The organism is Arthrobacter sp. Cza30 (genome assembly GCF_059090765.1).
On record NZ_JBNHGA010000016.1, the window covers coordinates 15,417 to 35,293 of the forward strand.

Genomic DNA, 19,877 nt, shown 5'->3' on the forward strand with positions numbered 1-19,877 from the left:
CCGCGCCGAGTCGGCCAGCTCAACGAAGCTGCGGCCTCGAATTTTGGTTCCTTCTCCAACCGCTGCAAGCGCTCTTAGGTCTCCGATATCAGTAATTCTCTGCACTGTCCTACCTCTTACTGCCGTTTATACGTCTCAGGTGGCCCACCTCTTTGAGGCCGCGCACCGGTGACCGTGGGATTTTTATCCCTCCGTAGAATCCGTTCAGGTCGCCGGATATGGGCGCTCGTCCCGTCCCTAAATCACGGGCCAGCGGCCCGCGGAACCCATCCTAAAGACCGTGGACCATCCCAGCTTCCGTTGCTCCTCGCGCGGCCCCCATGGGTCCTGCCTCCAGCCCGCGACCCAGCCTGCGAACCAATGCCTCAGCTTTGCGGGTTCCCGTCGCATGCGGGCCGTCTGCACCAGCGTCCATGAACCGACATAAGCCCAGCTAAGGGGCCAAGGCAGATTCCGGCGAGCGAGCCATACCCTGTTCCGGGCGTTGAGTCGGTAGAACGCTTCGTGACGGCGAGGATCGATAACAGGATGCCCCGCCCGCAGATCCCCGGCGTACCATGTTCGGTACCCAGTGTCCCAAACACGCCACGAGAATTCGATGCCTTCGTGGGCGTACCAGAATGTCGAAGGCCACCCGGGCGTCTTTTCGAAGACGCTTCGGCGCATGGCAATCGCCATTTCGACGACCGAGAATACATTGCTGGAGCGGTAAGGGCTTCCTTTGCGCAGCCTGGGAATCCACCGATGCGGCGCATCGGGATTCTCGGGATCTTCGATTCGAGGCTGGATCATGCCGATGTCAGGGTGTTCCTTGAACAGGCCGACGCAACGGGCAAGAAAGTTGTCGTCGAGCAGCCAAGCGTCGTCGTCTAGGAAGAAGAGGTATTCCCCTTTTACATGGGGAACGCCGGCGTTCCGCCCAGCGGGTATGCCAATATTCTCTTCGATATGCAGCGTCTTGAAATCGGCCGGCACGTCTTCCGGTTTCCAGCCGTTGCCGACTACCACGACATCCAGATTTACCCCTTGCTGCCGTTGCAACGATTCGTATCCTCGTTGCAACTCAGCGGGTCGAGTTCCCTGCGTCAGGAGGACAACACCGAAGGTGGGATCCTGTGAAATCATTTCTTGTTGCATTTCGCTCACTTCCGCAGCCTAGGAGAGGCCATGATGGCGATGAAATGACCGATATTCACGAACAGGACTGCGGGCACCAGAACGTACAGCAACCAGCGCTCCCCCAACGCCTGCTCGCCGGCGACCAGAGACACGATGGACGCAGCCAGAACCAATAGACTCATTTCGACCGAATGCAGTACCCGGTGGAAGGGGAGGAAACGGGCGAGGCGGCGCAGCGTGCCGACCATGGAAGAAGCGGGAACAGCTTTCGCTGCTGCAGTATCCGGGAGCTTGTCCATCCCTGCCAAGGCGCGGGAAGCATGCACCATCTCGTTTTGGGCCTTATTGAGGACGATGAGAAACGCCAGCATACTGCCGAGGAAAAGATACAAGTATGCCTTCCCCGGGTCGCTGCCGAGCAGGCCCAACTCTCCGAGGCACCGCAGCCCCAAGGCGATGGGAATCAGCCCCTCGGTAGTGTAGTGGCCGATCTTGTCCAAAAATATGCCTTTGGGGCTTTGAGTGCCGCGCCACCGTGCGACTTCTCCATCGCTGCAGTCGAAGTACAACTGGAGTTGCGAGAAGAAGACCGCGAGCAACGGCCCCGAGATTCCCGGAATCAGCAGCGACGCGGAAATAGCCCACCCCGACAGAATCATGAGGCCTGTGACACCGTTGGCTGAGATCGGTGTGCGGACCAGGACGCTGGTGAGGTAGATGGAGATATGCCTTAAGTAGAGCTCGGCAGTCCAATGCTCAGCGTTTTTTCTGCTTCTGACCTCTGGCGGCTGGGCCACGGAGCGGAGCTGCTCTAGAGTGGGACGCGCCGGCCGCTGAACGGCTGTCACGATTTCCTCCGGCTGGTATCTACTGTGCCTGCCGCTCCGAACAGCCGTCCGCGGAGATACCCCAGCCCCCAGCTGATATGGATTCCTGGCAGCACCGCCAGCAGCCGCAGGCGTTCGGGCCGGCCGAGGTCCCCCGGCATGCTTGCGGAGGCGTACGTGACGCCCGCCGCGTACAGCGCGGGGACGGCGGCCGCTGCACCCGCCACAAGCCGCAGGCTTGCCGGCCACGTCTTGGCCGTGCCAGTGGCGAGCGTGCTGGCGGAGGCAACGCCAATGCTCAACGCGGCAACGAGTACGGGCGGCAGGAAGTGCCTCACAGATTTTCCTTCCTTGTGCCGGCTAGCCAGCTCTGCCCGCCAGATACCCGCGGCGTAGAACTGCCGTACCAACTTGCCCCACTGCGCGCGCGGCCAATAGACGACTTTCAGCTCAGGGTCGAACCAGACCGTATAGCCGGCTTGGCGCAGGCGCAGGCACATGTCCCAGTCCTGGCCCCGCCACAGCGTCTCCTCGAAAAATCCGACCTCGTCAAAGACCTCGCGCCGGAAAACGCCGAGATAGGCAGATTCTGCCGGGCCCTCCGGGGCCCCGCTGTGATACGCGGCCCCACCGAGCCCCAAGGGCGAAACATAGGCGGCTGCGACTGCCCGCTGAAAGGGAGTCTTGCCTCGAGCGTCCATGAGCCCACCGACATCAGCTGCACCGGTCCGCCGCAGCGTCGCCACCCCGCGCTTTGTGTAGTGGGGCTCGAGTTCCGTGTGGGCGTCCACCCTGACAACGACCGGATGACTCGAGGCTTGCAGGGCAAGATTCAGTCCGGCCGGGGTACGGCCGGTGGGGCTGTTGACGCTGCGTAACCGCGGCTCCCGCGCCTGCAGGTCCGCCACGATCCGGTTTGTGCCATCCGCTGAAGGCCCCAGCGCCAAAACCACTTCCTTCGGCCCGGGGTAGTCCTGGTTCAAAATGCTGCGGACCGCGTCCTCGATATGCGCCGCCTCATTGAGGACGGGCATGATGTAGGACACGCCGGGGTACTCCTCCAACGGAGGCAAGACGGATGCAGAAGGCACTATTTCCTGGACTCCTTGTAGGCGTCCACGACTTCTCTCGGGTCGCCGTCCATTTCCAACACGCCCTTATTGATCCAAATGACCCTGCTGCAGGTATCCAGTATCGATTTCATCGAGTGCGAGACAAGGAAGACGGTGCCGGCGTTCTCGCGTATTTCACGGATGCGGGCCTCACTGCGTTCACGGAAGCGCTGATCCCCCACCGCTAAGGCTTCGTCAACGATCAAAATCTCGTGCTGCTTCGACGCGGCTATGGCAAACTTCAGGCGGGCCTGCATCCCCGACGAGTAAGTGCGCATGGGCAAGTCGATGAAGTCTTCCAGTTCGGCGAATTCAACGATATCGTCCCGGAGCCGGTTGATTTCCTGCTTGGAAAAGCCGAGCGCCAAACCGCCCAGTTGGATGTTTTTTTCCCCAGAAAGATCCGGGATCAAGGCAGCTCCGACTCCCAGCAGATTTGGACGCGAGGAGGCGTAGACAGCACCTTGGGCCGGAGGAGTCAGACCGACCAAAGTACGCATCAGCGTGGACTTGCCGGATCCATTCGAGCCGATGACGCCAATCGATTCGTTCTCGTAGGCGGTGAAGGAGATTCCCTTCAAGGCGTGGACTGTACGGAGCCTGCCTGCTCCCCGCTGCAGCAGCGACCGGCCGGTGCCTTTCACAGGCTTTCCGCCGGCATGGACGTAGTACTTCACATGCAGATCGTCGACGACGACCACGGGTTTGCGGGCGGCGCCGGTCGCATCTGTGCCCATCAACGCTTCTCCAGTCTTAGTCGACTCGGCCATACCGCTCCTCAGCTACCCAAAAGAACAGGACACCGGCGACGAAGACGGCCAGCGACCAGACGGAAAAGTACGCCCAGTACATCGGGTCGTAGTCCAAGCCCGGCATCAAGATCCCTCGCGCGATGGAGAGCATCTCATGGAGCGGATGATAATCAAACAACGCGATGGCCCATGGGGCCGAGGCCAGAATGCGGTCGATTGAAAACAGGACACCCGACGTGTAGAACAAGATCCGTGTGATCAACGGCAGGAGCTGAGTCAGGTCGCGTACATGCACCGTCAGCCGGGCCCCGATCAGGGCAACGCCCATGTTAAATACGGTGAAGATTGCTACCAGCGGAATGATCAACAGCCACTCCACACTAATTGGCGCTCCCAGGATAAGGATGTACACGAACATCACGCCCAGCATCGGTACCAAGGTCATAAGCTGCTGAATGACCGTCGAGACGGGCAACGTGATGCGCGGGAAGGCCAACGACTGCACAAGGGCGCCGTTACCGGTGATCGACTTCGCTCCGTTGTTCATGGAGTTGGTGAAGAATTCGAAGAGAAACACCCCTATGACCACGTACATTGGGAAGTTTTCGGGCCTGCTCGCCCCTTGCAAGATGCCAAAAATGGCACCGTACATCAAGGCGTTCAGCGTGGGCTTGATGAACACCCAGAGCATGCCCAGTCTGTTGCGCTGGTTGGATGCCTCGATCTTGTACCTCGCCATGGCGATGGCGAAGTCACGGCGGGTCCACGCTTCCGCGAGATAGCGCAAAAGCGAAGGGCGGGCGCCGACTCGGTGGAGGCGGTTTTCGCTCGCATATTCGGCAAGGCTCATGCCAGGTAGTTTCCCTTACTTACAGGTGTATGTCGGCGTCGCCCTCCCTGAGGGACCGGCGGTGCACCTACCGAGTTTAGATGATTCAACCCCGAACCGTGGATTCGCCCTCCCGGAAGAACACTCGCAGTTCAAGGCTGTGCTGGCCCGCGGCGTCCTGAACGTAGATGGCTTTCCCCCCGATTCCCTCCAGCGCTCCGGTGCCCGAGCCCGGAATGATGTGCCCGTCGCTCGCGGCGGCCTCGCCCTCCGCGAGGCCCCAGTGCTGGATCACCATCGTGCCTTCGCGGCCATCCACGGAGCCGGTGAACACTTCGGATGCAACGTATCCGGCACCGGTGCTGTTACCGGCCATCAGCAGTTCTGCCCGGCTCGTGCCTGTGATCAATCCGTCAAATACTTTGGTTACGCGGACCCGGCTCAGGTCCGAGCTCGTTCCCTCGACCTCATAGGGTTCCGGCACCCAATCGGTGACGTCGAAGTCGGCGGCGATGATGTGTTCGGCGTCGGTCATGATGCCCTGTTTCTCCTAGATCGGTTGCCGAGCGCGTCAGAAGAGTCGCTGGTCATGCGAGTCGGCGTATTTCTTGCGGAAGAGCTTGCGGGTTTTCGGATCCAGAAACACTAGGTACAGCGCGAAGGCGACGGCCACGATGCAGGCGAGAAGCCGCGCCATGTCGAGATCGAATTCGATGTAGGGGAAGATGTCCAGCTGGTCGGTGATCGCGTAGATCATCAGGAAGGACGTCACTGCGTAGACAGTTTGTACCTGCCAGTCGTTCCGGATCCCTGTGGCCGCAAACAGCGGCAGCAGCCACACGATGTACCAGGGCTGGATCATTGGGCCAAGCAGCACCACGGCGGCCAGCGCCAGCGCGAGCCGACGAACAATCCGGTCGTAGCTGCCCCGGAACATGGTGTAAAGGACGATCAGCACGGCCACCACACGGCCAGCCGTGTAGACGGCGGACTGCACCAGCGCGCCGTCGAATCCCAAACCGCCGGAGACCAGTCCCAGGAAGATCCCCAGCAGCCCGACCGGGGCGTACCAGATCATCAGGCCGGCTCCTTGCTGGCTGAGGGCCCCGACCCAGCCGAATCCCAGCCCGTTGATCATGCCCAGTATCGCCAGCAGCCCGAAGGAAATCCCGGCCGTCAGGGCCCAGTATCCGAATTTGCGCGGCCAACTGGCTCCCTTGCCCGCCCATAACAGGCCGACAAATGGCAGGAAGATCAGGGTGATCGGTTTGATGCCGATGGAGAGTGTCACCAGCAAGATGCCCAGCAGAACCCGCCGGTTCGCCGCGTAGTAGAGGCCGGCAAGGGCCAGTCCCAGCATCAGGGCGTCGTTGTGGATGCTGGCGATGAAGGTGGTCAGGAACAACGGATTCGCGCAGGCCAGCCACAACGCCCGGTTGGGGTTGATGCCGTGCAGCTCGGCAAGTTTCGGTCCGTAGTAAACGCACATTGCGGCACCGGCGATGGCGAGGATCCGGAACATGATGATGGAGTATTCCGGGTGGCCGCCGGTGAGCCAGACGGTGAACTCCTCCATCCAGAGAAAGATCGGCCCATAAGGCGTGGGGCTGCGTGCCCAGAGGTCGTCGGCGCCGGTCTGCAGATAGTTCTGCAGCTGGTCGTACCCGTCCACGTAAGGATTGAGGTTGTTGACCATGACTTTGCCTTGGGCAATATAGGCGTAGACGTCACGGCTGAACAGCGGGATACAGAGTGCCAGCGGGGTGCCCCAGGCAACAATGGCGGTCAGCGTTGCCCGACGCGCGGACTCGCCCCAGACGGTGAACTGCTGGCCGAGCCGCAGCCAGGCCCGCACCAGGATCATGCCCCCGAGGGCGAGCAGGATCACCGAGAGGATCACGCCGACCAGTTCCACCCGCAGGAAGATCAGCAGCGGCCAGCGCCGCAGTTCGGACACCGAGGCCAGCCACCCGACGCCCAGCGACCCGAGGAACATCATGATCGACCCGATGGCGCCCTCGAGGATGCTCCGGGCAGACCGTTCCTTGACGACGCTTCCGCTGCGTGAGCTGGAAGGTTCAGTCTCGGGTCTTTGGGCGGTCATCTTCTCGGCGGTCCAATCACTCCGGGGTCAGTACACCTGGTCCGGTGCGGCGCGTGCCGCGGGGGTGGTCTGCACGCCTCGGAACGGTCAGTCGAAGGCAGCGCGGGAGGCACGCCTGCTTGAGGTGTTCTCTGCATGTTAGCACCGGGCCGGCGGCATTCCCTGCCGCCTGTCCCGCGCGCCAGCACGCCGACGCGATACATTTATCGGGTGCCAATCTCTAATGAACATATTGTCTGGATCGACTGCGAAATGACCGGACTGGACCTCGAAGCCGACGCGCTCATCGAGGTCGCCGTCCTGGTCACCGACTCGGAACTCAACATCTTGGGGGAGGGAGTCGACGTCGTCATCAAGCCCACCGCCGAGGCCCTCGCCCAGATGAACGACTTCGTCCGCACCATGCACACCACCTCCAAGCTGCTGGACGAACTCCCGCACGGCATGACGATGGCCGAGGCCGAAGACAAAGTGATGGAATACATCACGGCGTGGGTTCCCGAGCCCCGCAAGGCGCAGTTGGCAGGCAACTCCGTCGGCACGGACCGGACCTTCCTGACCCGCGACATGCCCCGCGTCATTGATCACCTGCACTACCGGATCATCGACGTTTCCACGATCAAGGAACTCTCGCGCCGCTGGTTCACCCGGGCCTACTTCCAGGCGCCGGCCAAGAGCGGCGGACACCGGGCACTGGGCGACATCAAGGACTCAATCAATGAGCTCCGGTACTACCGGCAGGCCGTCTTCGTCCCCTCCCCCGGCCCGGATTCGGCCACCGCGAAGAAGATCGCCGCAAGCATCGGCGCTACTTCCGGGGACTAGGACGTTAGCTGCGCCACTTTCACTGCTGGAATGGCCTAAAGTGGCAAAAGCCAGATGAAAAGCATGTAAACTAGTCTGCGTTGCCTTACTGGTTGGAGACCGGCAGGAACCGCTCGAGCGGGGCCCGTCGGGAGGAACAAGAGGGCACGCGGTGGGTATAGCTCAGCTGGCAGAGCGCCTGGTTGTGGTCCAGGAGGTCGCGGGTTCAATCCCCGTTACTCACCCCGAAGGTCCGGCAGCAGCCGGCAGGCAGAGCCGTCCCGACGCCGGGGCGGCTCTTCGCATGTCCGGCCGCGACGGCGGCGCCTCGCGCTGACATCCTGAGCGAAGGAGAGAAATGACCGTCCGCCCCGTCACTATCACCGGCGAGCCGGTGCTGCACCGCCGTGCAGCCGAAGTCGATGATTTCGACGATGAGCTCCGCGCGATCATCGCTGACATGTTCGAGACGATGGACGAGGCCCACGGAGTAGGACTGGCGGCTCCGCAGATCGGGGTGGGACTACGGATCTTCACCTATGAATTCGCCAACGACGACGACGTCCCGCCGCGGGGCGTCCTGGTCAATCCCACACTGGTTCTCGGCAAGGTTTCCGGTGCGGAACCCGACCCTGACGAGGAAAACGAGGGCTGCCTGTCAGTGCCCGGGCACAGCTATCCCCTAAAGCGGGCCGAGTGGGCCCGCGTGCGGGGGTTCGACGCCGACGGCACCCCGGTGGATTTCGAGGCGACCGGCTGGTTCGCCCGGGTGGTGCAGCACGAGTACGACCATTTAGACGGCAAGCTGTACATCGACCGGCTCAACGACCGGTGGGGCAAGCGCGCCCGCAAGAACATCAAGAAGGAAGGCTGGGGTGTCCCCGGCCACACGTGGCTGCCGGGAGTCGACCCGGACCCGTTCGGCCACTAGCCGTCCGCCCTCTGGGGAAGCGAGATCTTTATCCTTCGAGGTCTCAAGCCCCCAGGGGCAGGATTCCGGTCAGCTGTCCGTGAGACTGGATCGATGGTCCTTTTCGCAGCGGTGCAGATCTTCCAGCGCGATGTCCCGAAGCCGTTTGAGTTCGTCGATGCGCTTCGACGTCACATTGCCGCGGGCGTACGCGTCGTGCGCCGCGTCCAGCAGCCGCTGGGCCTCCTTGTAATTGACCTGCGCCCGTTCCCAACGCGTCATCTCTACCATGCTCGCCATTGTAGGAACGGCGTCGCCGCAAAGCCATAGCGGCGGCAGTCGCGCGGGCGCCCACAGCCGGCTTGGCCGTTTTAGTCGCTACGCCCCTAAACCAGCATGACGTTCCCGATGCCACCGGCCGGTTAACGACGGAAGCCGGCGGCATACGCATGCCGCCGGCCCCGCCGTCGTTAGTGCCGTCTAAGGGCGATCAGACCGTCTCGGCCACCGGTTCCAGGACGGCCGGGAAGATCTTCGGGTTGACGCCGGCGATCTCCTCGAGCACGCGGACCACCTGGCAGCTGTAGCCGAACTCGTTGTCGTACCAGACGTAGAGCACGGCGTTCTTGCCGCTGGCAATCGTGGCCAGGCCGTCCACGATCCCGGCACGGCGGGAGCCGACGAAGTCGGTGGAGACGACCTCGGGAGAGTCGATGTAGTCGATCTGCTTCCGCAGGTCCGAGTTCAGCGACATGCCGCGCAGGTACTCGTTCAGGCTTTCCTTGGTGGCGTCCTGTTCCAGGTTCAGGTTCAGGATGGCCATGGAAACGTCCGGGGTGGGGACGCGGATGGCGTTGCCGGTCAGCTTGCCTTCCAGCTCCGGCAGGGCCTTGGCCACTGCCTTGGCCGCGCCGGTCTCGGTCAGCACCATGTTCAGCGCGGCGGAGCGGCCGCGGCGGGATCCCTTGTGGAAGTTGTCGATCAGGTTCTGGTCGTTGGTGTAGGAGTGCACCGTCTCCACGTGGCCGTGGGCAATGCCGAACTTATCGTTCAGCGCCTTCAGGACCGGCGTGATGGCGTTGGTGGTGCAGGAGGCGGCGGAGACGATCTTGTCCTCGTCGGTGATGTCTGCGTGGTTCACACCGTGCACAATGTTCTTCAGGCTGCCCTTGCCCGGGGCGGTGAGGAGCACGCGGGAAACGCCGGGGCACTGCAGGTGCTGAGACAGTCCGGCCTCGTCGCGCCACTTGCCCGTGTTGTCCACCACGATGGCGTCCTTAATGCCGTACTGGGTGTAATCGACGGTCGCCGGGTCGTTGGAGTAGATGAACTGGATCAGGGTGCCGTTGGCCTGGATGGTGTTGTTTTCTTCATCCACGGAGATCGTGCCCTCGAAGGGGCCGTGCACCGAGTCGCGGCGCAGCAGGCTGGCGCGCTTGACCAGGTCGTCGTCGCTGCCCTTGCGGACTACGACGGCGCGCAGGCGCAGGCCGTGGCCGCCGCCCGAGTGGCCCACCAGGATCCGGGCCAGCAGGCGGCCGATGCGGCCGAAGCCGTAGAGCACCACGTCGGTGCTGGTGCGCTCGTCGGCGCCGCGCTTGCCGACGATGTCCGCCAACTCGGTGCGGACGAAGTCCTTCAGTTCGGCGCCGTCACCCTCGTTCTTGAACTTCACCAGCAGGCGGGCCAAGTCCACCGAACCCGCGCCGAGGTCCAACTCGCTCATCGCCTGCAGCACCGGGAAGGTCTCTTCCAGCGGCAGTTCGGCGTCGTCAATCTGGCGGGCGAAGCGGTGCGCCTTCAGGATGCCCACCACGGACTGGTTGATCAGGCTGCGCCCGTGGATGGAGGTGACTACGTTGTTTTCGCGGTACAAGCGCCCGATCATGGGGATCATCGCTTCGGCAAGTGCCTCGCGGTTGGTCCACGTATCCAGGGCCGACTCTGACATCTGGTTCACAGAATTACCTTCCTACATCAGCCGGGTTCTCCCTCGAGCCCGGTTGTCACCGCCGTGGATTTTCACGACGACGCCGGTTGGCCCGACAGACTGTCCGGCCACACGGCACGCCACCGCCAAGTGCCGGCGGGAAGCTTGCGGATCGGCCTGTTCCCGTCGCCGACCCTCGATCGGCGGCGGCTCGGGCCTATCCGTTATCCATTCTAGAGACTACGCGGAGCAGGGACGCACCGTTACAGGTGAACTGCCTCACAGGGAGGCGGATTGGTGGCCGGCCGGTCCGCTGCCTGGCGCCGACGGCGGTGCTCCCCCCTCAGGGACGCACCGCCGTCGGCAGTTCCAGTGTCACGCTTTGAAGATGTCCTGCCGGACGCCCATGATAATCCTGTCCCCGGGGTCCGCGGTCTTGAGGTAGCGGACCACGTTCTGGAGGTCCAGAGCGATGCAACCCGCCGTCGGAACCGGGTTGGCGTGCAGGAATATGGCGAACCCCGCACCCTGCTTGATGGTCTGCCCCGGCCCGCGGTTGTAGTCGATCACCGCGCCTTGGCGGTAGTCTCCGGTGGGCAGGCGCATGTAGAACCACATGTTCTCGTCGGGCCACCGTTCGTAGCCCACGGAACCGGCTTCGTAGTACTTGTTATAGGAGGAGCCGAGCGTACCGGACCATCTGGACCGTTTGGTCAGCTTCTTGTACTTGAGGTCCGTGCCGGGGTTGCCCTCACCGAATGCTTCATGGACGGTGAAGCTGCCCTGCGGGGACCAGCGGTACTGGGTGTGCCCGGATGCCACTCCCGGGCGCTTGAACCCCTTGAGTCCCACGGTCGCCTTGCCCGTTTTCCATTCCTGCTTGTAGACGGAGCCAACCCGCACGCAGTTGATGTAGCTGGCCTTGTAGGTTCCGTACGTCTCCGCGATGGTGAAGGAGATGCGGTTGGCCCAGTTGTGGGCATAGCGGGTCTTGTGCGCGCCGATCGCCCAGCACTCATTCTTCGGGTACATCACGGCGCCCACCCGGGCCGCCACCAGGGAACCACCTTGGAAAACCTGCGTGGTCTTGCCGCTGCGTTTTACGGCGTCCTGCAGGGGGTAGCCCAACGTGCCGTTCTGGCTGCCGCGGGCCTTCCAGCTGTAATTCATCTGTGCAGTCAGGATCTTGGCACCAGTAGAGGGCGAGTACGCGATCGTCCCCTTGTGAAAGGACTGGACACATCCCTTGGACTTCAGTCCGCACTTCAGGTCGGCCGTCGGGTAGCCCACGGTCCCGCGCTCATATCCTGCGGCCGCGAACTTCTTGTAGATCGGGTGCTGGAGGTCCGTGCTTCGTGCACCGGTTTTCGCCGTCCAGTAGATGCCGATGCGCTTGGTGCTCTTGGAGGACGGCTTGTAGGTACGGACGCACCCGTTGCCCACCAGGCGGCAGTTGAGATCGTTGACGGCAATCAGATTGTGCAGCTTTGCCTTGGCCTCGATGGCCTTTTTGCCGGCGACAATGTGCGGTGGCGTGTAACTGATGGTGCCGCCCTGGAATCGCTGCGAGGCGCTCTTGTCCGAGGCAACCTTCATGTCTGCGATGGGATAGCCGTACTTGCCGCTTTCGTACTTGGCCGCTTGGAAAGCCTTGTAGATCGGGTGCTTGAGGTCTATTGCGTAAGCGCCCGTTGCCGCCGACCAGTAGATACCGATTCGCGCCGTTCCACCGCTGTCCGTGTAGGTACGGACGCAGCCGCTGTCCTTGAGCGTGCAACGGAAGTCGTTGACCGGGCTGAGCTTCAAGGCCATGGCCTTCGCGGCGATTGCCTTCTGACCTGCTGCTCCATGCGGAGGCTCTGCCACCGGCTCTTCTGTTGTGGGAGTTTCCTGCGGGTCGCTCTGCTGCATGAGCGCCTTAGAACGCTCCCCTGGTGCTTTCCCCGGTTCTGTGGGCAGCACCGACGGCGTCGGGGTCGCGGGAACGGCTTGCTCCTCCGACGCGCCGCTGAATGGATCCGCCGGAGTCGACGGCGAAGAAACAACGTTGGTTGGTGTCGGCTGGGGTTCCGGACTCGTTTCGCCGACTGGGCCCTCGGTCGGGACGGGGCTTTCGCCATCGTTCGGCAAGGTGTCCGCTGTTGGATCAACGGGAGCGGGTGCTTGGGAAGACTGGACGGCCGGTGCCGCCTCCCCGGAAGCGAAGGCAGGCAGCGTCGAGGCGAGCAGCGTCGTGAGGACTGCTGTTGTTAGGCCAACGCGCAGCATGGAACGCAGCGAAGCAGGCGACAGCGAAGGGCGGTTCATAGTTCCCCCGGAGAAAAGTGAGGTTTGGTGATGGAACCTGCGGAGAGTACATCGCCGACTACTGTCGTCCTCAGACAGCGCAATGTTAGCGGGTCGCATTTAATCGTTCGGCAGGGCAGAAGTGGCATGCAAAGTTGAACTAAAAAGGGCCCTGCCCAGAGGAGAGTCGCGAAGTTTTGGGCTGTTCTCACCGCCCCTAGCAACCGTTACCTTCGACTGCTAAGTACTCCAGCGGAGACGCCGTTGTTGGGAAGACGAGCAGTATGCGGCTTGAACAGCACATGTAGGGAGTGCGGATAGAATGCCGAGGTGATATCGAAGATTCGCGGGAAGCTGCAGAAAAAAGCAGTCCTTGCACAAACCGCCGTGAGGTCGGACCGCGAATTGCGCGACCTGCTCAACGCGCAAAACGCCCTCCTTCAACAACAGAATGAAGCCCTGACAACGCAATCAGAGCTGCTGCGGCGGGTGCTGTGGCATCTGGGACAGTCCAGGGAGATACAAGACTCGATCCGCGCGGGTCTTGCCACGCCTGTCCTAGATGACGTGCAAGCCTTCCTTCAGATGCGACAGCTCGGCATGCTCGACTCCATCAACACCATCCGCGAAGAACGGTTGAATCTGGCACGCTTTGGCGACGGTGAGCTCCGTCTAATGCTGCGTCTCGACTACAGCGCAAAGTTTCAGAAAAACTCGCCCGAACTGATGGCTGCCTTGGAGGAGGTCTTTATCCAGGGTAGGGAACTCCCCGACAAGCTGATTGTCGGGATGCCTCACCCCCACCGCGACAGGTTCTGGGCAAACGCCTACGGCGACATGTGGCGGCAAGTGCGGCCCCGCCTCGAACCACTGGACCGGCTGGCCAACAGCATGATCAGCCGACCCCTGGTTTTTAACGTCCACGGTCAGCAAGCAGTGGAAGCGTGGCGCAAAGTCTGGGATGGACTGAATGTCGTCATTGTTACTGGCAGGGGCTCACGGTTCGACTTGATCCCCGAGCTGTTCGATAACGTGGCCAGCGTCCGCAGTGTCCATTCCGAACCGACCCAGGCTTTTGCAGACGTACCGCGCCTCGTCGAAGAACTTGTCGCCCTTAAGCCGGACCTTGTCCTCGCGTCCCTCGGCCCCTCTGGAACTATCCTTGCCTCCCTACTGGCACTGAGGGACGTTTGGACTCTCGACATTGGCCATCTCAGCAGCAGCTACTACTCGGCGTTCAAAGGCGCCCCGTCACCCGAGCAAACACCTCTCGTTCGATAAGTCGGCGGGACGCAGCCTCGCGAGGGCGCGCTTTGAAGCGGAGCCCTCATTGTCGAGAACCAGGTTGAGACTGCTTCTGTGGAGCAATCGGTTCAAGGGGACGAGGACAATCAGTCACCGGAAGGCGGTGAATGACCCAAGTGGAATTCTCGTAGGTCGGATGCCGATTAAACCCGCACACCGCACGGCGTGCCGGGAACGCTTGTGACGCCCGCCCGCAGGGGTGGGGACCACAGTTGGCGTGGCGTGGATAGCTCGGGCGAGTCATTTGAGACCTACGGCAGCGAGGGCCGAATTAGGCTAATCACTTGGGAAATGGGACGGGTTGGTCTGTAAGCCGGGTTCTGTCACCTGCGGCAGTTGCCCGCCGCCGGGTGGCGATCATCCATCTAGGAGCACCGTTGCCGGTACCCTCAAGCGGCCTACCCGGACACTCGGGCGAGCAGCCCTCGATCGTGCCCTGTCTGGCCTTGCTCCGGGTGGGGTTTACCTAGCCGTCCCGGTCGCCCGGGTCGCTGGTGGTCTCTTACACCGCCGTTTCACCCTTACCAGGCCCTGCCGGAGCAGTCCTGGCGGTCTGTTTTCTGTGGCACTTGCCTGCGGGTTTCCCCGAGTGGGCGTTACCCACCACCCTGCCCTGTGGAGCCCGGACTTTCCTCGGCGGACTCGTCCTCGCGGACCAGCCCGACGCGATCGCCCAGCCAACCCGTCCCGCCTTCAGGATACGGCCTGGCTACCCGTGACCCGTAATCTGCCACATCTGCCGCTTCCCATCGGGAACGACGGCGGCGGGGCGCCTTTCGTTCGGCAGTGCCGTCCGACGGTAGGCTCTTACGGTGCTGATTCTTCTTCCGCCTTCCGAAGGGAAGACCGCTGCCGCCAAGGGACACCCGTTCGAGCTGCAGGACCTGCAGTTTCCGGAGCTGAACCCGGCCCGCGAGGAAGTGCTGGCGGCCTTGGCCCACGTCAGCCGGAGCCCGGAGGCGCTCACCCACCTGGGCGTCGGCGCCTCGTTGGCCGCGGAGGTGGAACGCAACACCCGGCTGCACAAGGAACCCTCCGCCCCGGCGCACACCGTCTACTCCGGTGTGCTCTACGACGCCCTCGGCTACCGATCCATGACCGCGGCACAAAAACGCAAGGCGGACGCCGCCGTCGTCGTCATTTCGGCGCTGTGGGGGGCGATAGGTTTTGCGGACAGCATCCCGGCCTACCGGCTGTCCATGTCCGTGGGCCTACCGGAAGTCGGGAAGCTTGCCTCCTATTGGAAGAAGCGGCTCCCCCAGGCGCTGGACACCCATGCGGAGGACCACCTGCTGGTGGACTGCCGCTCCAGCACCTACGCCGCCGCTTGGATTCCTGACCCCGCCCGGACGGTAGTGGTCAACGTTTTCCAGGAGCGGAACGGCAAACGCACGGTGGTCTCGCACTTCGCCAAGCACACCCGTGGGGAACTCGCCCGCCACTTGGTGACGAGGCGCGGCAAGGCGCCCGAGACGCCGGCTGGATTGTTAAAGGCAGCGCAGGAAGTTTGGCAGGCGGAACTTGTCGAGGGCACGGCACGGAAGGCGCACGCGCTGAATATCCTCCTGGAGCCGTACGGGCGACTCGCCAGGCCCCCCCTGCCGTGACCTATGGGTTCGGCTGCAGTTCCGGAATACCCCGCTGGCGTCGGAAACTTCTAGCGCTTGCGGGCCAGGATCCTTGCGACCTCCGGGTCTTCGCGTTCGAACTGGGCCAACCCTGTCCCGGATTGTTGCTCGATGACCTCAAAGCCGAGCCCCTGGAGCTCCCGCAGGGTTTCGGCTGCCGGGATGAACCTGCGGAAGGACCGGAACCGGGCCTTCTTGAGACTGGCGTCCAGTTCAGTGCGATGTTCCACAGCGACAACGTCCCCCGGGGCTACAGCCGATCCCAGCTGTTCGAAGAACCGCTGCCCCTCGATCTCCGTTAAACCGTTCAGCAAGAATCGCGCGTAAAACAGCACGGCGCTGCTGTCACGTGTTCCCCTCCTGAGAGCTGCCAACCGACCATCTTCCAGCACGTCCCCCTCGATGACATCTATTCCCTGGCGACCGCCCGCATGGGCGCGCGCTGCAGCAGCGGCGTAAGTGCTGGCGTCAATGGCAGTCACCCACAAGCCATTGTCGGCAAAGAAGACCGAGTCGCGGCCGTTCCCACTTCCCAAGTCGATGACGGCACCGATGCCGGTGGCGCCCGACGCCACCCACTGCGCAAAGTCGGATGGCGAGGTGACGGCGTCGTGCGCGTAGAAGTCGTCCATGGCGAGTCGGGTCCGGTCCGTGTAGCTCAGCAGGGCCTGGGCATCCCGTCGCCTCCGAGCATCTTTCCACCGGAAATCCGGGTTTGGGATGCTCCAGTCGTCGCCGTACACATGCGCCACTATGCGTTCGGGGCGGCTCGGCACTTTCACGGGGTGACCGCTCAGGGTGGACTCCTGCACCGGGAGAAAATCCGTCGTCGGGACTTCCTCTACCCCGACGGTGCCGAAGGGAAAGCCAACAAAACCGTTCGGCTTGAGGAAAAGATGTGCAATATCCACCATGTCCCGAGAACCGTGCCTATCACGAACGGCGATGCAAGAGGCCTTCGGCGTCACCTGATATCCGGCGGCTATTAGTGCCTTGCCCACCTGTATGAACTCCTCGCGGGCTTCATCAGCAGTAGCCGTCTGGCTCAGGTAGGCGCAATCCATGTCCTTGTCGTGAGGAATAAAACCGTTTTCGCGGACGTACCCCAGAAGAGTGCCGCTGTAAAGGAACGCCTGGTTTCCGGTCACATCGTTGATGATTTCGGCGACCTCCCCGTACAGACTGAGGACGCCGTCCTGCCATGCAGTGTCCTCGTTTTTCGGGAGAGGCTTGATTTTGCCCGCTCTATCAAAAGCCTGTCCCTTCGCAAACCTGCGCTTTAGGGCATCAATGTCTTCTTTGCCGTTTCGCAGGGACGGATGAGATTTTCCCCCCGAGGGCACTCTTAATGCCTCACCGCCGTACCGAACCGAGAGCGCGTCCGACTTCTGAGCGAACCGCCAGAGGTCGTACACGCCGAACTTGAACGTTCCGTGACCGTCAGAATCCACTTGCACGGGAGCTGTCATCACTGGAAAGTCATTGATATAGAGCGTGACGTGGTTCTCAGCGCCGGGACTGCTGGCGGGCCCGACCTTGCCTTCGATACCGTCTATAGCAAACTTGGTTACCGCACCCACGTCCGAGCCGAACGCCCGCCGGTAAATCCTTTTCACGGTCTGGATCATCGGACGAGTATACGGGACGAAAGCGCCCGCAACGGTCCGCCCTGATGGCCCTGTAGTTGCGTAGCTGAAACTGCTTCCTCAGCCCGCTAGCTGCCCCACTCCTCCGAGCGGATCAGGATGCAGCCGGAGTCGGGGCAAAAGACGATGTCGTCCGGTGCGGCCTTGCGGATGTCGGCCAGGTCGCCGGGGCTGAGCTGCATGCCGGAGCCCTCCGACTTGCCGTGGAACAGCCGGGCGGCCCCGATGCCCCGGTGGGCAAGCGTCTTTTCGTAGACGGCCAGCAGGGAGGCCTCGAAGCTGCCGGCCACTTTCTGGCGTTCAGCGGCTGCGGCGGCACGTTCGCTTTCGATGCCGGCGAGCTCTTCGTCGCGGGCGCGCTCCAAACCGGACAGTTCTTCGCGCAACTGGTCGTTGGCCTGCTGGTGCTCGGCCTGCCGGGTGCGGAGCCCCTCGAGGCGCTCCATCACTTCCAGCTCCACGTCTTCCAGGTCGCTGCGGCGCCTGTTCAGCGACACCAGTTCGTGCTGCAGCGCGGTCAGGTCCTTGGGTGAACCCGCTCCGCTGTCCAAACGCTTCTGGTCGCGTTCAATCCGCGACTGGACGGTTTCGACGTCGCCTTCGGCGCGCTTCAGCTCGCGTTCGGTGTCCGCAATCTCCGTGTTAAGGGCGACCAGCGACGAGTCGGCGGCCGCCAGCTTCTCCGCCAGCGCGTCGATGTCGGCGTTCTTGGCGGTGGCTGCAGCGCGGCGGCTCAGTTGAGTGAGCTTGCCGTCCAGTGCCTGCAGGTCGAGCAACCTCAGTTGCTCGGAAGCCGGTGCCTTCGCCATGTACGTCCTTTCAAAACGCTGCGGAACCACTGCGGTTCAGCACTCGTCCAAGCCTACAGTCCGGACGACGCGCTGCTACCCCGGCGTCAGGACGAAATCCCACGGATCGGTGTTGGTGACGCTGACCTTGACTTCCACCGAGTAGCCCTGGTCAGCCAGGACATTGTCCAGCGCCACGGACGCCGGCGTCAGCCACAGCCATTCGCTGCCGAAATGCGAGACGTCGATGAGGTACGGCCGGCCGTCCATGGCTCCCTCGCGCGCTTCGGACGCCGGGTGGTGGCGCAGGTCGGCCGTGACGTAAACGTCCGCCCGCGAGGCGCGGACCTGATCGAGCAGCGAGTCGCCGGCACCGCCGCACACGGCCACACTGCGGATGATCCCGTTGCGGTCGCCGGCCACCCTCACTCCCCCGGCGACGGCCGGCAGGATGCTGAACACCTGCTCGGCGAACTCGCCCAGCGTCTTGGCCTCGGCCAGCTCCCCCACCCGCCCGATGCCTTCTTCCGGCAAACCGTTGTCGGCCGGCGAGAGCGGCCGCACGTCCCGCAGTCCGAGCGCATCGGCGAGCACGTCGGAGACGCCCCCGACGGCGCTGTCAGCATTGGTGTGTACCGTGACCAAGGCACAGCCGCTTTCGATCAGCCGGTGCACGGCGTCTCCCTTGAAGCTGGTGGTTGCGACCGAGTTGACCGGCTTCAGCAGCAGCGGGTGATGCGTGAGCAGCAGGTCGGCACCCCACTCGATGGCCTCTGTGATCACTTCGGTTGTCGGATCCACCGCGAACATGATCTTCTGCACGGCGGCGGAGGGCCGGCCGACGACGGGGCCCACCGCATCCCATTGCTCGGCCAGCGATTCGGGCCAGAGCTCTTCGATGGCCAGGAGCACATCGCCCAGCACCGGCGTCTTCGGCCGCGCTTCGTCCTGCCCCGAGGCTTCCGTCTTCACGGCGGCTTCGGGCCCCCCGGCGGCTTCCTTTCCTTCGGGAGTTGCGCTTCCCTCGGAGGCTTTGGCGCCTTCGGATGTTGCGCTTCCCTCGGCGGCTTCGGTTCCGGGGGCTTCGGTGCCTGCGGGGGCTTCGGCTTCCCCGGTGCGGAGCTGTTCGTCGTCGACCATGAATCCTTTTCTACCCCATCCGTGGTGGTCCGCCCACCAACCGCCGCCCGCGTTCGCGGCCCGGGAACATTCGAGGGGTCCGTGACATTGTTAAGCCATGAAGACTTTTGTGCTTGGCGGTGGCTGCTTTTGGTGCCTGGACGCGGTCTACAACATGACGCGCGGTGTCACGGAGGTGGTTTCCGGCTACACCGGCGGCCATGTGAAGAATCCCTCCTACGAGGCGGTCTGCACCGGGACGACCGGGCACGCAGAGGTGGTCGCCGTGACGTTCGACGAAACGGTGGTGCCCGACGACGTCATCCTGGGGATGTTCTTCGCCTCGCACAACCCCACCACCCTGAACCGCCAGGGCTACGACGTCGGGACACAGTACCGCTCGTCCATGTTCTACGTCGACGACGACCAGAAACAGACCTTCGAAGCCGCCATCGAGCGCGCGCAGGCCGACTGGCAGGACCCCATCGTGACCGAGGTTGTGCGGCTGCCCGAGTTCTACCCGGCGGAGGAATACCACCAGAACTTCTACGCCAAGCATCCCGACGCCGGCTACTGCCAGGTGATCATCAATCCCAAGCTGGCCAAGGCCCGAAAATATTACGCCGAATGGCTCACCGCTTAGCCCACCACTCGCCGCGCTGACTAGTGTGGAAGAAGTTTTGTTACTCCCATCTGTAACGGCCCCACGGCCAGAAGG

At 63.0% G+C, this 19,877-nt stretch carries 18 protein-coding genes, 1 tRNA gene and 1 other RNA gene; 6 read left to right on the forward strand and 14 right to left on the reverse strand.

Translation table 11 applies throughout. The annotated features are described in order from the left end of the window. Positions 1-237 precede the first annotated feature (237 nt). The 7 genes from AC5RVZ_RS31845 to mptB form a co-directional block, all read right to left on the reverse strand. Positions 238-1,137 carry a glycosyltransferase family 2 protein gene (locus AC5RVZ_RS31845; RefSeq protein WP_494069632.1) on the reverse strand — a complete coding sequence of 300 codons (900 nt, stop codon included), beginning with the start codon at positions 1,135-1,137 and terminating at the stop codon, positions 238-240. Positions 1,138-1,142: 5 nt separating this feature from the next. Continuing rightward, a complete protein-coding gene (locus tag AC5RVZ_RS31850; RefSeq protein ID WP_494069601.1) occupies positions 1,143-1,916 on the reverse strand; it encodes a CDP-alcohol phosphatidyltransferase family protein in 774 nt (257 codons plus the stop codon). Between the two features lie 47 nt (positions 1,917-1,963). Further along, positions 1,964-2,992 (reverse strand): glycosyltransferase family 2 protein, encoded by a 1,029-nt coding sequence (locus AC5RVZ_RS31855; RefSeq protein ID WP_494069602.1) that lies wholly within the window; start codon positions 2,990-2,992, stop codon positions 1,964-1,966. 44 nt (positions 2,993-3,036) lie between these two features. Then, the gene (locus AC5RVZ_RS31860) at positions 3,037-3,828 is read right to left on the reverse strand and encodes an ABC transporter ATP-binding protein (RefSeq protein ID WP_494069603.1); all 792 of its coding nucleotides are present in this window, start codon (positions 3,826-3,828) and stop codon (positions 3,037-3,039) included. Beyond that, entirely contained in the window at positions 3,812-4,660 is an 849-nt protein-coding gene (locus tag AC5RVZ_RS31865; RefSeq protein ID WP_494069604.1) for an ABC transporter permease, read from the reverse strand. The genes AC5RVZ_RS31860 and AC5RVZ_RS31865 overlap by 17 nt, the downstream gene beginning before the upstream one ends. A gap of 85 nt (positions 4,661-4,745) precedes the next feature. Next, the gene (locus tag AC5RVZ_RS31870) at positions 4,746-5,174 is read right to left on the reverse strand and encodes a DUF3224 domain-containing protein (RefSeq protein WP_494069605.1); all 429 of its coding nucleotides are present in this window, start codon (positions 5,172-5,174) and stop codon (positions 4,746-4,748) included. 36 nt (positions 5,175-5,210) lie between these two features. Beyond that, a complete protein-coding gene (gene mptB / locus AC5RVZ_RS31875) occupies positions 5,211-6,743 on the reverse strand; it encodes a polyprenol phosphomannose-dependent alpha 1,6 mannosyltransferase MptB (protein ID WP_494069606.1) in 1,533 nt (510 codons plus the stop codon). A 210-nt stretch (positions 6,744-6,953) separates the two neighbouring features. Here mptB and orn point away from each other — a divergent pair, with 210 nt between their 5' ends. The 3 genes from orn (at position 6,954) to def (ending at position 8,478) form a co-directional block, all read left to right on the forward strand. Next, complete coding sequence (gene orn / locus AC5RVZ_RS31880) at positions 6,954-7,568, forward strand: oligoribonuclease (protein ID WP_494069607.1); 615 nt, start codon at positions 6,954-6,956, stop codon at positions 7,566-7,568. Positions 7,569-7,719: 151 nt separating this feature from the next. Continuing rightward, positions 7,720-7,792: transfer RNA gene (locus AC5RVZ_RS31885), tRNA-His, on the forward strand. A gap of 113 nt (positions 7,793-7,905) precedes the next feature. Beyond that, the gene (def, locus tag AC5RVZ_RS31890; protein WP_494069608.1) at positions 7,906-8,478 is read left to right on the forward strand and encodes a peptide deformylase; all 573 of its coding nucleotides are present in this window, start codon (positions 7,906-7,908) and stop codon (positions 8,476-8,478) included. A gap of 69 nt (positions 8,479-8,547) precedes the next feature. On the opposite strand, the gene AC5RVZ_RS31895 is transcribed toward def, so the two are convergent. The 3 genes from AC5RVZ_RS31895 to AC5RVZ_RS31905 all read right to left on the reverse strand — a co-directional run bounded on the left by AC5RVZ_RS31895 (position 8,548) and on the right by AC5RVZ_RS31905 (position 12,694). After that, the gene (locus tag AC5RVZ_RS31895; RefSeq protein WP_494012272.1) at positions 8,548-8,748 is read right to left on the reverse strand and encodes a hypothetical protein; all 201 of its coding nucleotides are present in this window, start codon (positions 8,746-8,748) and stop codon (positions 8,548-8,550) included. Between the two features lie 199 nt (positions 8,749-8,947). Then, positions 8,948-10,408, reverse strand: coding sequence for a glyceraldehyde-3-phosphate dehydrogenase (locus AC5RVZ_RS31900; RefSeq protein WP_494069633.1), 1,461 nt, complete (start codon positions 10,406-10,408; stop codon positions 8,948-8,950). 354 nt (positions 10,409-10,762) lie between these two features. After that, positions 10,763-12,694, reverse strand: coding sequence for a L,D-transpeptidase family protein (locus AC5RVZ_RS31905; RefSeq protein ID WP_494069609.1), 1,932 nt, complete (start codon positions 12,692-12,694; stop codon positions 10,763-10,765). 309 nt (positions 12,695-13,003) lie between these two features. Here AC5RVZ_RS31905 and AC5RVZ_RS31910 point away from each other — a divergent pair, with 309 nt between their 5' ends. After that, positions 13,004-13,954: a GT-D fold domain-containing glycosyltransferase gene (locus AC5RVZ_RS31910; RefSeq protein WP_494069610.1), complete on the forward strand. Its 951-nt coding sequence runs from the start codon at positions 13,004-13,006 to the stop codon at positions 13,952-13,954. 317 nt (positions 13,955-14,271) lie between these two features. On the opposite strand, the gene rnpB is transcribed toward AC5RVZ_RS31910, so the two are convergent. Further along, positions 14,272-14,663, reverse strand: an RNA gene (rnpB, locus tag AC5RVZ_RS31915) — RNase P RNA component class A. Between the two features lie 127 nt (positions 14,664-14,790). Between rnpB and AC5RVZ_RS31920 the strand changes: the two genes are divergently transcribed. Further along, on the forward strand, positions 14,791-15,585 hold the full coding sequence (locus tag AC5RVZ_RS31920) for a YaaA family protein (RefSeq protein WP_494069611.1): 795 nt from the start codon (positions 14,791-14,793) through the stop codon (positions 15,583-15,585). 50 nt (positions 15,586-15,635) lie between these two features. On the opposite strand, the gene AC5RVZ_RS31925 is transcribed toward AC5RVZ_RS31920, so the two are convergent. The 3 genes from AC5RVZ_RS31925 to AC5RVZ_RS31935 form a co-directional block, all read right to left on the reverse strand. Then, positions 15,636-17,234 carry a LicD family protein gene (locus AC5RVZ_RS31925; protein WP_494069612.1) on the reverse strand — a complete coding sequence of 533 codons (1,599 nt, stop codon included), beginning with the start codon at positions 17,232-17,234 and terminating at the stop codon, positions 15,636-15,638. Positions 17,235-17,320: 86 nt separating this feature from the next. Next, complete coding sequence (locus tag AC5RVZ_RS31930; protein ID WP_494069613.1) at positions 17,321-18,061, reverse strand: zinc ribbon domain-containing protein; 741 nt, start codon at positions 18,059-18,061, stop codon at positions 17,321-17,323. Between the two features lie 75 nt (positions 18,062-18,136). Then, the gene (locus AC5RVZ_RS31935; protein ID WP_494069614.1) at positions 18,137-19,180 is read right to left on the reverse strand and encodes a Nif3-like dinuclear metal center hexameric protein; all 1,044 of its coding nucleotides are present in this window, start codon (positions 19,178-19,180) and stop codon (positions 18,137-18,139) included. 97 nt (positions 19,181-19,277) lie between these two features. Between AC5RVZ_RS31935 and msrA the strand changes: the two genes are divergently transcribed. After that, positions 19,278-19,802 carry a peptide-methionine (S)-S-oxide reductase MsrA gene (msrA, locus tag AC5RVZ_RS31940; RefSeq protein ID WP_494069615.1) on the forward strand — a complete coding sequence of 175 codons (525 nt, stop codon included), beginning with the start codon at positions 19,278-19,280 and terminating at the stop codon, positions 19,800-19,802. Positions 19,803-19,877 lie beyond the last annotated feature (75 nt).

Bases quoted from the DNA above. Each gene is read 5' to 3' on its own strand.
- mptB (WP_494069606.1), bottom strand. From the start codon at position 6,743: ATGACCGCCCAAAGACCCGAGACTGAACCTTCCAGCTCACGCAGCGGA.
- AC5RVZ_RS31895 (WP_494012272.1), bottom strand. From the start codon at position 8,748: ATGGTAGAGATGACGCGTTGGGAACGGGCGCAGGTCAATTACAAGGAG.
- AC5RVZ_RS31870 (WP_494069605.1), bottom strand. From the start codon at position 5,174: ATGACCGACGCCGAACACATCATCGCCGCCGACTTCGACGTCACCGAT.
- def (WP_494069608.1), top strand. From the start codon at position 7,906: ATGACCGTCCGCCCCGTCACTATCACCGGCGAGCCGGTGCTGCACCGC.
- AC5RVZ_RS31935 (WP_494069614.1), bottom strand. From the start codon at position 19,180: ATGGTCGACGACGAACAGCTCCGCACCGGGGAAGCCGAAGCCCCCGCA.
- AC5RVZ_RS31930 (WP_494069613.1), bottom strand. From the start codon at position 18,061: ATGGCGAAGGCACCGGCTTCCGAGCAACTGAGGTTGCTCGACCTGCAG.
- AC5RVZ_RS31905 (WP_494069609.1), bottom strand. From the start codon at position 12,694: ATGAACCGCCCTTCGCTGTCGCCTGCTTCGCTGCGTTCCATGCTGCGC.
- AC5RVZ_RS31900 (WP_494069633.1), bottom strand. From the start codon at position 10,408: ATGTCAGAGTCGGCCCTGGATACGTGGACCAACCGCGAGGCACTTGCC.
- AC5RVZ_RS31860 (WP_494069603.1), bottom strand. From the start codon at position 3,828: ATGGCCGAGTCGACTAAGACTGGAGAAGCGTTGATGGGCACAGATGCG.
- AC5RVZ_RS31845 (WP_494069632.1), bottom strand. From the start codon at position 1,137: ATGCAACAAGAAATGATTTCACAGGATCCCACCTTCGGTGTTGTCCTC.
- AC5RVZ_RS31925 (WP_494069612.1), bottom strand. From the start codon at position 17,234: ATGATCCAGACCGTGAAAAGGATTTACCGGCGGGCGTTCGGCTCGGAC.
- msrA (WP_494069615.1), top strand. From the start codon at position 19,278: ATGAAGACTTTTGTGCTTGGCGGTGGCTGCTTTTGGTGCCTGGACGCG.
- AC5RVZ_RS31865 (WP_494069604.1), bottom strand. From the start codon at position 4,660: ATGAGCCTTGCCGAATATGCGAGCGAAAACCGCCTCCACCGAGTCGGC.